Source organism: Vibrio olivae (assembly GCF_042428525.1).
Classification (GTDB): domain Bacteria; phylum Pseudomonadota; class Gammaproteobacteria; order Enterobacterales; family Vibrionaceae; genus Vibrio; species Vibrio olivae.
In genome coordinates, this window is record NZ_JBHMEP010000001.1 from 1,884,447 (window position 1) to 1,897,134 (window position 12,688).

Below are 12,688 nucleotides of genomic sequence, written 5' to 3' on the forward strand. Positions count from 1 at the left end.
TCAATCACTTAGAGTGACACTGACTGACATGAAAAAACTCTCTATCCATCCTATGTTTGTGCGTTGCTTTAGCCTAAGCCTGTTGCTTTTAGTCGGTTGCAGTAGCACAGGTCAAGCCAATAGCTCGGTAGAATTCCATAATCAGGAGATTGATTACCAGCCAGGATTTACCACCTTTGTAAGTGGTTTTTGGAATATGCTAACGTCTGACACGCCTGACTTAACACCGGATTCACCACTGCCGATGACGGCGATGACCAAACAGCAATTACTCAATGAAGATGCTGATGTGATTTATCGGCTAGGTCACTCGACGATGCTCATCAAGCTTGGCAATCAATGGATTTTAACCGATCCGATGTTTAGTGAACGCGCTTCGCCCGTGCAATGGATGGGGCCGAAACGCTTTCATCCAACCCCAATCACCATCGATCAGCTTCCGAGCATTGATACCGTCGTGATAAGCCATAACCACTTTGATCACCTTGATGAGGCGTCGATTGTCAAACTGACTCCCAAGGTCAAACACTTCTTGGTACCGAAACAAATAGCGCCATTACTAGAAGAATGGGGAGTGCCAGCGGCTAAAGTTCAGGCTCTGAACTGGTGGGAAACAACACAAATTGGTACGACTAAATTCGTCTTTACGCCTGCTCAGCATTACTCAGGACGTGGGCTGGTGGATAGAAATGAGACTCTATGGGGAGGCTGGTTAATGCTTTCTGCGACCCATAAAGTCTACTATAGCGGCGATACTGGCTACTACGATGTATTCAAAAAAATTGGGGAGCAATATGGGCCTATCGATGTCGCTCTCCTTGAGGATGGGCAGTACAACCATGGCTGGGCGGATATTCACATGTTTCCAGAGCAAGTCGTTCAAGCCAGCCTTGATTTGAAAAGCCAAGTGATGCTTCCCGTTCACAACAGCACATTTCAACTGGCCGACCATGCTTGGTATGAACCATTAGAGAAAGTGGTTGAGATTGGTCAGCAGAAGGGGGTTGAAGTTGTCACTCCAGAATTTGGCGAACGGTACCAAATTGGTGAACCGTGGGCAGAAGAGAAATGGTGGTCACAATGAAACGAATCTTGTGTTTGGGGCTACTGCTTGTCAGCACAGTATGTGTGGCCTCCACGAAACAAGAAATTGAGACCATGCTGGATACACTTCGCCACTCTGATTGCCAATTTGAACGGAGTGGCACTTGGTACAGCGGTAAGCGAGCCGCTGAGCATTTAAAAGACAAATGGGATTACGCCAAAGACGAGGTCGATAGCAGTGAAACCTTTATTAAAGAGGTCGCAAGTGGCAGTTGGTTATTGGGCAATCAATACCATGTGAAGTGCCAAGATACGACCACGACAAGTGAGCAATGGTTAACCGAGCAACTTCAAATCATCCGTAGCAAAAGCTAAAAAAGGGAAGCATTAAGCTTCCCTCTTCTTATTTATCGGCTTTCATTTCAAGTAAGCTTTGAGTGATGGCTTCGCCGTTGTAGAGAATCGACATCGCCCCACCGTAGCTCCATACCGCAGACATTGCATTCACATGCCCATTTCTCACGAATGGCATCGCTTTCCATAAGATGGAAGAATTCAATTTCTTCTCCTGTGCAAAAGGCAAAATATACATAACGTATCCGTCTTTGATATTTTGCAGCTCGGTGATGCGTTGCTGACTGATTCCCCACTTAGCCGCAGGTAGAGGTAATGGACTCTCCAGACCTAACTGAGACATCGCATACATGGTGGTAGAGTTTTCGGTAAACAGAAAGGCGGAGGTCTCATTAGCAAATCGTAATGGCAAGACTTTGGGTAACGGCTGACCAAAAGCATCAACCAACTGCTGATGCATTTGTGCAAAACGCTGAGTCATATTATCCAATTTTTTCTTCGCGACCTCTTCTTTATCAAACACTTGTGCAAGCTGTTTAAATTGCTTTATCGCCTCTTCGGCTTGCTGATCGCTCTGCTCAAAGTTTTGGTAATACAAGACCGGTGCAATGCGTTCAAGTTGCGGAAGCAAATCTTTTTGCGTCACTGCTGTAATAATCACATCCGGCTTTAACTCAGCAATTTTCTCAAGATTGGGCTCAGCGCGAGTGCCAATATCTTCCACACCTTTTGGTACCGAAGGTTGTACAACCCAAGTGTTGTAACCTTCTATATTTGGGGCTGCGATGGGGGTGACACCAAGTTCTAATACTTGCTCAACCAAATCCCAATTGAGCACTACAGCTCGCTGTGGCACTCCATCCAATTGATGCTCACCACGGCTGTCATGAACGGTGATCGGAGCAGCCATTAACGTGCCAGCAAATGCCACACTGACAAGGGCAAGTGCGCGAAGACATAACGACATAAAAGTTCATCCTTAAAAAAATTAATGCAGTATGGGAGTCTCCCGCTCTGCCCAAAAACACGTGTTTCTATTACATCAACAGCGCGATACTCAACGCCTGATTGATGAAAGCCCCGTATCAAGAACCGCCACAAGCATGCATTGACATCGTGAGGCATCGAAACTAACCATCTGATAAATTAAATAAAAAAAGGGCGCATCGCAAGGATACGCCTATGTTTATTGTTCTACCACATGTAGTTAATGGTGGCTGTCGCGCTCATCTCTTCACCGTAGTAACAGTAATAATCACACGCTGAAACGTATTCTTTATCCGTTAAGTTATTGATATTGAGTTGAGCTCGCCATTTTTGGTTAATGTCATAACGTGCCATGGCATCAAACAAAGTCACACTTGGTACATGCAGTGTGTCATTGCCTGCTGAGTTGTGGCCTGTCGTTGTTCCCATATAGCGTGACCCCGCACCGACGACAAAGCCCGACAAACCGAGATGACTCAAGTCATACTCTAACCACGCAGAAGCCATATGACGTGGGATCATTGGAGTGCGTGTCGGATCTGCGTCCGCTGTCATGTCGGTTTTTGCATCGGTATAGGTATAGTTTGCCGTGAGCATCAAATCATCGGTCGCCTGGATTTTGGTCTCGACTTCAATACCTTGTGATGTCAACTCACCACTTTGCGTTGTATACGCACCACCGGTCGTCACCAGGCCGTTTTTCTGAGTAATATCAAACCATGCTAAGTTCACGTAACCGTTCACCAACTCCGGTTCATATTTTACCCCCACCTCAGTCTGCTTACCTTTCAATGGTTTGTAAGCTTCACCGTTTTCATCGACGGAAGTTAAAACCTCGAAAGACTCGTCATAGCTGATGTAGGGTGATAACCCATTTTGCGCAACGTACATCAAACCACCAGAGAAAGAGAACTCATCATTGTGTATATCTTGGCTTGCTGACACGGTGTCATTTTCCAAACGAACAATATCGTAACGTCCACCGAACTTGGCTACCCATTGCTCGTCTAAAGTCACTTGATGCTGAGCGTAGAAACCTGCCAAGGTTTTCTTAATATCGACCTTGGTCGCGCGGTCATCAATCGGAGTGTAATTACCGTAGACTGGATTCAGCGCATCGATACCACCAGTCGTACCACCATAAGCTATCCCCCAATCATCCGCTTCTTTGCTGTCATTTTTAAAGCCTTGTAATTCAAGGCCAAATAGCGTGACATTCTCGGTACCAGCGGTATCCCACTTGGCGATAAGGTTATTATCGCTGCTTAATGAGTGGGTTTTCCCGTCACGAAAAATGATTCCGCGGCTGACATCTGTGGAAGTTTCACTGCCAAAGGCATACGTACTGCGCAGCAACAGGTCTGTGTAGGCATAACGGGTGTTTTGCTTAAAGGTCCAAGTATCATTTATGTGATGCTCAAGCTCATAGGCTAATGAAAACTGAGTGTTTTCATTTTTGTCGTAGTCTGGCTCACCTAGGTTCGTACTTGGGTCAATCTTGCCATTTGGCGTATCAATGAGCGTACCGTAAGCGGGCTTGAATGGGTTGGTCGGCGTGCCGTCATCCTGCTTGTAGGAAGCAAGCAATGTCAGTGTGGTGTCTTGCGAAAAATCGATAGTCAAACTTGGAGCAAGATAAATTCTTTGGTTATCAGTATGATCGAGAGTGCCATCTCGCTCCCCAATCAAGCCAACAAACCGAAAGCGCATATCGCCGTCTTCATCGACATAACGATTAATGTCAATACCCAACTCGCGCTGCTGCCGGTTACCCAACTTCAATTGCGCTTCACCAAATTCGATATCATCCGGACGCTTAGAAACCGCATTAACCACCCCGCCTGGAGGCGCTTCACCATATAAAATGGCCGCTGGCCCTTTGAGTACTTCAACACTTTGCAAACCATATGGCTCCAACGTCCAGACGTAATACCCTGTTTCGTATAAACGGTTATTATCTAGATACATTGCTGCATCGAAACTTCGAATTTTAAACCAGTCCGTATCGTTATCAGAGCCGTAAGGCTGAGTCACTACCCCCGGCTGATAACGCAAGGCTTCATCAAGTTTACTTGGCTGTTTGACTTTCAAGGCTTCTTGGTCAATTAAAGAGACCGCGCGCGGTGTCTCCTTTAAAGGCGTTTCCACTTTTAACGCTGACGCAGTGACCACCACGGTCTCCTGCGGCTCATCAGCGGCAACAGCATTATGAGTAGTGAATAAAGCGACTGGTATAAAGCTAAGTCGTAAGGCTTGACGTATCAATACGCCAAGACGTGAAGTGTTAAAAAAGGGAACGAACGTGGTTTGACCCTGCATAGTCATGAACTCCTCGAAATAGAATTGGTAATTATTATTATTTCTAATTGTATCGAGGTTGATTTTACCGTACGAAACATTAAATCATAGATAAAAAAGCGAGAAACCATCGTTCTTTTAACCTAGATCATGCTGCGAAATGTCAGGTATACACCCCATAAATACCTAACTTAAAGATAATGGGAACGATGTATATCTTATCGTTGTGTTGTCGAGACAAAACTCCCCAAGCGAACGTTGGGGAGCTAAAAGACCAATAGCGGCGTTATTTCGCTTGCCATTGCTTTGACGTCACTAACCGATCCATGACTTGATTCACTGCTTGATGGGTTTTATCAACGATGGTGTCAATATCATTGCGAGTCGCCACCAGCGGAGGAGCAAAACCAAGAATATCCCCATGTGGCATGGCTCTCGCTATTAACCCTTGCTCCAAACACGCCGCTGAAATTTGAGCGCCGACTTTAAGGTTTGGATCAAACAGAGAGCGATGACTTCTATCGGATGAGAACTCCAACGCATGCAGCATACCAACACCTCGCGTATCCCCGACCAATGGATGGTCAGCAAACGTGTCTGCCATACGCTGTTGAAGGTAAGCCCCGGTTTGCGCCGCGTTTTCTATCAGCCCCTCACGTTCAATAATATCGAGGTTGCAGTTCGCTGCCGCTGCGCCAAGTGGATGACCAGAATAGGTATAACCATGGCCGATGGCTCCCCATTCATCCGTGCCCTGCTCTAGCACTGACCATACTTTATTACCAACAATCACACCGGAAAGCGGCTGATACGCCGAAGTTAACCCTTTCGCGATGGTAATAAGATCAGGCTGCATATCGTAATGGATGGATCCAAATGGCGAGCCTAGACGACCAAAACCACACACGACTTCATCAGCAATCAATAGCACATCGTATTTATCGAGCACTTTGCGTATTGCCTGCCAATACCCTTGTGGTGGCGGTACAATTCCCCCAGTTCCAAGCACTGGTTCAGCAATCATCGCAGCAACGGTGTCCGGCCCTTCCTCAAGAATCATTGCCTCCAATTGATCCGCGCAGTACTGAGAAAACTCGAGTTCACTCATCGAGGCGTCTTCACGGCGATAATAATACGGTGCGACCGTGTGCTTCATGCGGTCAAGGGGAAGATCAAAATGAGCGTGGAACAGAGGCAACCCAGTCATTGAACCTGATGCGATACTTGAGCCATGATAACCACGATCTCGAGAGATAATTTTCTTTTTCTCAGGTAAACCGCGAACATTGTTGTAATACCATACCAGTTTCAACTGAGTTTCATTGGCATCACTTCCCGACATACCATAGTAAACCTTGCTCATTCCCTCTGGCGCCATATTAATAATGCGATCAGACAGCGTGACCAGAGCTTCGTTGGTATGGCCCACATAGGTGTGATAATACGCTAACTGCTTGGCTTGCTGGTAAATTGCATCGGCCATCTCAGTGCGTCCGTAGCCAATATTGACGCAGTAAAGCCCGGCAAAACCATCAATAAGTTCAATGCCTTCTGAGTCGGTAATACGAAGGCCGCTACCGCCAGAAATGATGCGTCCTGGTAGCTCACCATGGGCATATTGTTTGAGGTGCGTAGAAGCATGAAATACACGCTGGCGATCCATTTCAAGTAAACGTTGTGTTTTATTGTCCATCTTAACTCTCCTTATTTATTCGCTCTCAATCTGTAAGTTAGCTGCCACTGACCGTGGGTAGCGCGCCTAAGCAGTAGTATTTCAACTCACTGAATTCATCTAACCCATGACGACTGCCTTCTCTGCCCACACCGGACTGTTTGACGCCACCAAATGGAATGGAATGTCCGGTCATTTTGACCGAATTAACACTGACCATACCGAATTCCAGTGCTCGTAAGCAGTGCCATATTTGGTGAATATCATGACCATAGACATACGCGGCTAAGCCATACTCGGTGTCATTACACATGGCGAGCATGATGTCGAGGTCTTGATAGGGAAGCACGCCCGCTACCGGGCAAAAGTTTTCTTCACGATAAACATCCATGTCGGGTGTAACATCAGCCAGTAATGTGGGGGGAAAAAAGTTGCTGGGCCATGGCTGACGGTAATCCGTGGATTGAGTTTGATCGCAGGTGATCAATCTCGCGCCTTTGTTTAACGCATCTACGACTAAATTCTGCGCTTTTTGAGCGGCTTTGCGATTAATCAGCGGACCGAGGTCTACCCCCTTCTCAAAGCCGTTCCCAACCACGAGTTGACGCATCTTTTCGGCAAAGCGTTCAATAAACGCCTCATACATCGATTGAGGAACAAAGATTCGATTTGCGGCGAGACAATCTTGCCCTGAGGTTTGAAATTTAGCCTCTAAAGCGGATTGCACAGCCGCATCAACATCCATATCTTCAAGAATAATAAACGGGGCATTTCCGCCTAATTCCATGCTGCATTTTTTGACCGTTTGTGCGGCGTCTTGCAGTAGCAATTTGCCCACTCGTGTCGATCCGGTAAACGATAGCGCCTTTACTTTGGTGGAATGGCATAACGTTTTAGACACCATCTCCGGCTCCCCAGTTATGACGTTAAACACACCCGGAGGAAACCCTGCGCGATCAGCCAATTCAGCGAGTGCCAATGCGGAAAAGGGGGTCTCGCCAGCAGGTTTAATCAATACCGGACACCCTATCGCAAGCGCCGCCGCGGCTTTTCTCGTGATCATTGCACAAGGAAAATTCCACGGTGTAATTAGTGCCGCAACACCGATGGGTTCACGAATGGTTGCGAGTTGCGCATTAGCAATGTGGCTAGGAATCGTTTCACCATAACTGCGCCGAGCTTCTTCAGCGAACCAGCGAATAAAGGAGGCGCCATAATCGATCTCTCCCATGGCTTCAGCTAAGGTTTTACCTTGTTCCATTACCATAAGCCGGGCGAGATCGGTTTTGGCTTCGATGATCAAGTCGTGCCAAACCATAAGGATGCGGGCTCGCTCATCGGCTTGCCATTGACGCCAAGTTACAAAGGCTTTATCCGCCGCATCAATCGCCTGATAGATCTGTTGTTGAGAGAGTAAGGTCATATAACCAATCACCCGCTCATCGGCTGGATTATCGACGGCAAGAAATTGCTCGCCGCTGGTCCACTTACCATTGACATAAGCTAGGTTTCGTACCAGACGAACGTCATCCATCATCGCCATCATGTCATGAGATGCTTTGAACTGATGGGCGTGCATACTTAAATGTGCGGTCATTGGGCTATCCTCGCTGCGTTGTCCGTACTTCAACTCTACGCAACAAATCACACCAATAATTTCTTAACCAAGCTCGTTTATCGGCTATTTTTTTTGTTTGTCAGCCGCAAACGACACATTTTTTCTGCTCTAATTTTCGAGTCAATATTTCGAAAAATACCGATGACAAAAAAGAGCGGTGAAAAATCACCGCTCTTTTTAAACCACCTTTGATACTATTTTACCCATTGCTGTTCTGGTGGCGTGATGGCTAACTCACCTACATCCCGCTTGATGGTCTTGGTGACGATATAGGTAAAATAACGCTCAATCCCCAAGCCTGATTCCAACCAGTTATCAATCAACCGCTGATATTGGTCAATATCTTGTGATTGGACTTTTAAAATGTAGTCAACACCGCCCCCTGTTGCGTAGCACTCTGACACCTCCGGGGTATGCATCATCACCTGTTCAAAGCGACGAAACGTCTGAGCGTTATGCTCTTTAAGGGAAATTTCGACCATCACTGACGTACGTTTAAATAACGCGTCCGTATTGAGCTTGGCACCATACCCTTCAATAATCCCTGCTTGTTCGAGCTTTTTCACCCGCTCCCAACATGGACTCACCGATAAATTGATGGCTTCCGCCAAATGGGACTTTGTGATCCGTCCGTTTTGATGAAGGATCTGCAAGATTTTTACATCATAGCGGTCTAATCGCATTAGAAACTCCCTATGTATTCTCAATCCACGAACCAACCTTAGCCGGTTACCACCTTATGCTAATGGCCCGCAATCCTTAGCGATCACAGCAATCGTATCCCCCATATTCACCATTGATGGGAAACGCCTTGCTGCCAATATACCGATTTGCTTGGCTCGATAATCAATACTGGCCTCGCCGCTTCTCAGTGGTGAATAGAGACTGACAATCACCTCTCCCACTTCCACTTTGGCGCCGAGTTCGACATGATATTCAGCAATCCCGACATGCTCACTTTGCAAGTAACACTGGCTATCTTGCATATCAAGCAGCCGAGTCGGCTCCGCAGGATATTGGTACTCTCCGGCCAAATTACCCGCAAAACGTAAAAAATTGCGAATGCCGCGCTCAGCATAAGCCATCGTCTGCGGCGTCGTTGTTCCTCCACCCCGAAGTTCAGTGGTCACAAAAACCTTACCTTGTTCTTCAACCACCGTATCGTAAAGCGCACTGGCATCCAATTCATGCATCAACATGGTATAGGGGGCACCAAACAATTTGGCTCCCCGTAAACAAGATGTCGCTAATAGTGGATCCTCTAAACGATGAGCGGCAGCAAAAGGCACGATGTCTAAGGTTTTTCCTCCAGAGTGTAAGTCCAACGCAAAGTCACACATCGGAACCAGATAACGAGTAAAGTAATCCGCGATTTTTTCGGTGAGAAGTCCGGTAGGATCACCCGGGAAACTGCGATTGAGATTCCCTCCATCAATCGGTGAGGTTCGGGTCCCCGCTTGTACTGCTGGATGATTCATCATTGGCACAATGATCACTCGGCCGCTAATTGCTTCCGCATTGAGCTCGTGGCTTAGCTTTAATAAAGCCGTAATTCCCTCATATTCATCACCGTGATTACCCCCTGTTAATAATGATGTAGGCCCTTCGCCATTTTTTATCACCGTGATAGGAATCATAACGCTCCCCCATGCCGATCCATCATGTGAATGAGGTAAAGTGAGAAAGCCATGTTGAACCCCATCAAGCTCAAAGTTGACAGTCGCCGATATAGAACTTGGCTGCATTATTACTCCTAAAGCTTCACAAACAGGTGACGCGGAAAATCGCACAATGTTTTGGCACCTTGGGCAGTGATAACGATACTTTCCGTGGTTTCTAGCCCCCAGTCTTCAAACCATAAACCGGGCATAAAATGAAATGTCATGCCTTCTTTTAGAATGGTGTTATCCGTATCACGCAAACTCATCGTGCGTTCTCCCCAATCAGGAGGATAACTCAACCCGATGGGATAACCGCAGCGCGCCCCTTGACGAGAGATCCCTGCTTGCTCCAGCTCATGATGTAAAGCACGAGCAATATCAGCACAAGTATTTCCCGGTTTAGCCACCGCGAGCCCGGCTTCAAGCCCACGACTTAATGCCTCGTCAGCACGCTTAAATTTATCGTCCGGTTCACCGAGAAAAATGGTGCGTGATAGTGGACAATGATATCGGCGATGGGCGCCGGCTATTTCAAAGAACGTTCCTTCACCGCGTTTAAACGGACGGTCATCCCATGTTAAATGTGGCGCTGAGGCGTCCGTGCCGGAAGGCAATAGCGGTACGATGGCGGTGTAGTCGCCAAAATGGTCGTCACACCCGAGCACAGCATGACGGTTGATTTCAGCCACCAAATGGTGTTTCGGTAAGCCTGGCTCAATCATCTCGTAGGCGACACGATGCATGTTTTCGACAATACGTGCCGCACGGTACATATAGATAAGCTCTTGCTCAGATTTTACAGCGCGACACCAATTCACGAGCCCTGTCGCATCAAGCAATTGCGCGTTAGGAAGATGAGTCAATAACGATTCATAGGCCGTCGCACTAAAATAATAATTATCCTTCTCCACACCAATTCGCCCGCGATCCCACATCCTTGGCGCCAGTACGGCTTCTAATAGAAAATCCATCGGATGCAATGGTGGATTCATTACGTAATGATCAGGATAAAAAGTAATATTTTCGGGCGACATATAAGCGGTGCGATACGCACCATTGGCATCTTGAACACGGCCAAACCATACCGGCTCTCCGCTCATTCCTATCACCACACATTGCGGAACATAGAACGACCAACCATCATAGCCAGTTAACCAAGACATATTTGAAGGGTCATGAATAATCAGCACATCAAGCTCTTTCTCTTCCATTGAAAAACGAACTTTCTGCAAGCGCTCTTGATATTCATCTGGGGTAAAGTGCATAGCAACGTCTCTCATGAGTTTCTCCTTCTTCACATTACGGCGCCATACGACACTCGAAGACGTTGAGGTATTCCTACCTAAAAGCAAACCACTTGGTTTACCGACCTCCATTCTCGAACGAGGGGAACAATAAGTCTGCTGCTAATGAATGGTCATAACATTAAGTGTTACCTGAATCAGACACTCATGACAATCAGTACAATACCGTTCACTTTATGTGCTCTATCACACATTTATTGTATTAATTTTAGCCAAGACCTAATTTCAAGTTACAGTTGGGACATAAAATGAAGCAACAAAAACATTGTGTCATGACAATTTCTTTGAACCCGATCATTTCTTCAGGACAAGCCAAATACCTTTCGATTGGCCAATATTTGGTGGAATGCGTGCGCAGCGGTGACTTGGCGCCCGGTACCCGCCTGCCTACTCATCGTGAGTTTGCTGAGCAAATTGGTGTTAGTGTTCAAACTGTTAGCCATGCTTACGCCTATGCAGAAAAGAAGGGGGCACTGGAATCGTGGGTCGGCAATGGCACGTTTGTCAAAGCGGGATTTGTCGATGACAATACCGACATTGAATTCATGCTGGCTCATGAAATGAAAGAAACGCCAGATGAAATTGACATGTCCATTGCTCATCCAGTGATCACTGAAAGACATATGACGCTGTTCAATCAAGCACTCTCCAACATCGCGTCTCAGGCAGATAATCACCACCTACTCGCTAAAGCGCGGCCGATTATGGGTCAACCTGTTCATCAAGAATCCGGACAACAGTACCTAAAAACACAAGGGCTGGACGTAGAATCTGATTTATTAATTTTAACCAATGGCGCCTGCCACGGACTAATGCTCGCTCTGAGTACCACTGTGGAACATGGCGATGTCGTTGCATGTGGAGAGCGTGTCGATCACGGGTTAATCTCACGCTCTCGTATGCTGGGGTTTAAGCTGCTGCCTTTAGAGATGGATGAGCGTGGCATTACTCCTCAAGCATTTGAATGGGCTTGCCAAACTCGCAATATCAAAGTGCTGTGTTGCACCCCAAGTATGGCCAATCCGTGCAGCTCTCATATGGATCGAGAGCGACGTCAAGCCATTGCCGACATTGCTCTGCGCTATAATATTCTTGTTATTGAAGATGATGTCTATGGCGCGCTCGAACCCCAGCGAGAGCCGCCCATTGCTTCGCTAATTCCTCAGCAGACCTTCTACATTACCAGCTTAACAAAAGTGGTGGCACCTGGGCTACGTACCGGTTACCTGGCAGTACCACGCCATTATTTGCAACATGCATTGGGAAGACTTGCTGCCAGCAGTTGGGCAGCCACTCCCCTGGCTTTTGAAGTCGCCGATCTGTGGATTCGAAATGGCACCTTGGAACGGTTTATTGATTTTCAGCGTGATGAATTTGCTAAACGTCAACGGTTAGCCGCGAGCATCCTTAAAGACTATCACTACCAAGCGCACCCTCAAGGTCAGCATCTATGGTTATCGCTGCCCGAGCAATGGCAAAGTGACGATCTTGTGGTCGCAGCCAAACGCTCAGGTGTACAGATCACCAGCTATAAACCGTTCGTAACCAATGTCAATCAAGCTCTGCCGTTTGTCCGTGTGAGCTTAGGCGCCGAAACCAATCGCGGTTACATCAAACATGGTCTCTCTGTTATCGCCGAAATTCTTACTACCAATCCACCAACATCGTCATTTTTGGTGTGAACAAAGCGCCCTGATTGATAAGACAAAAACGTTACCAAAAAAAAACCAGCCAATGGCTGGTTTTTTTT

At 46.9% G+C, this 12,688-nt stretch carries 10 protein-coding genes; 3 read left to right on the forward strand and 7 right to left on the reverse strand.

Annotated elements, in window-relative coordinates:
• Positions 1–28 precede the first annotated feature (28 nt).
• Complete coding sequence (locus ACFFUV_RS08780) at positions 29–1,084, forward strand: MBL fold metallo-hydrolase (RefSeq protein ID WP_390191295.1); 1,056 nt, start codon at positions 29–31, stop codon at positions 1,082–1,084.
• Entirely contained in the window at positions 1,081–1,419 is a 339-nt protein-coding gene (locus ACFFUV_RS08785) for a DUF5329 family protein (RefSeq protein WP_390191297.1), read from the forward strand. Before ACFFUV_RS08780 ends, ACFFUV_RS08785 begins: the two co-directional genes overlap by 4 nt.
• Positions 1,420–1,447: 28 nt before the next feature.
• Here ACFFUV_RS08785 and ACFFUV_RS08790 read toward each other — a convergent pair whose 3' ends face one another.
• The 7 genes from ACFFUV_RS08790 to doeA form a co-directional block, all read right to left on the reverse strand.
• The gene (locus ACFFUV_RS08790) at positions 1,448–2,365 is read right to left on the reverse strand and encodes an ABC transporter substrate-binding protein (protein WP_446697910.1); all 918 of its coding nucleotides are present in this window, start codon (positions 2,363–2,365) and stop codon (positions 1,448–1,450) included.
• 227 nt (positions 2,366–2,592) lie between these two features.
• The gene (locus tag ACFFUV_RS08795) at positions 2,593–4,704 is read right to left on the reverse strand and encodes a TonB-dependent siderophore receptor (protein WP_390191300.1); all 2,112 of its coding nucleotides are present in this window, start codon (positions 4,702–4,704) and stop codon (positions 2,593–2,595) included.
• Positions 4,705–4,969: 265 nt separating this feature from the next.
• On the reverse strand, positions 4,970–6,376 hold the full coding sequence (locus ACFFUV_RS08800) for an aspartate aminotransferase family protein (RefSeq protein ID WP_390191303.1): 1,407 nt from the start codon (positions 6,374–6,376) through the stop codon (positions 4,970–4,972).
• Between the two features lie 37 nt (positions 6,377–6,413).
• On the reverse strand, positions 6,414–7,952 hold the full coding sequence (locus ACFFUV_RS08805; RefSeq protein WP_390191305.1) for an NAD-dependent succinate-semialdehyde dehydrogenase: 1,539 nt from the start codon (positions 7,950–7,952) through the stop codon (positions 6,414–6,416).
• A 215-nt stretch (positions 7,953–8,167) separates the two neighbouring features.
• Complete coding sequence (locus tag ACFFUV_RS08810; protein WP_390191308.1) at positions 8,168–8,656, reverse strand: Lrp/AsnC family transcriptional regulator; 489 nt, start codon at positions 8,654–8,656, stop codon at positions 8,168–8,170.
• Between the two features lie 54 nt (positions 8,657–8,710).
• Positions 8,711–9,718 carry a N(2)-acetyl-L-2,4-diaminobutanoate deacetylase DoeB gene (gene doeB / locus ACFFUV_RS08815; protein ID WP_390191310.1) on the reverse strand — a complete coding sequence of 336 codons (1,008 nt, stop codon included), beginning with the start codon at positions 9,716–9,718 and terminating at the stop codon, positions 8,711–8,713.
• Positions 9,719–9,726: 8 nt separating this feature from the next.
• Positions 9,727–10,914 (reverse strand): ectoine hydrolase DoeA, encoded by a 1,188-nt coding sequence (doeA, locus tag ACFFUV_RS08820; RefSeq protein ID WP_390191313.1) that lies wholly within the window; start codon positions 10,912–10,914, stop codon positions 9,727–9,729.
• A gap of 272 nt (positions 10,915–11,186) precedes the next feature.
• On the opposite strand from doeA, the gene ehuR reads away from it, so the two are divergent.
• Positions 11,187–12,620, forward strand: a complete 1,434-nt coding sequence (gene ehuR, locus ACFFUV_RS08825) for a MocR-like ectoine utilization transcription factor EhuR (RefSeq protein ID WP_390191314.1) — start codon at positions 11,187–11,189, stop codon at positions 12,618–12,620.
• Positions 12,621–12,688: the final 68 nt, after the last annotated feature.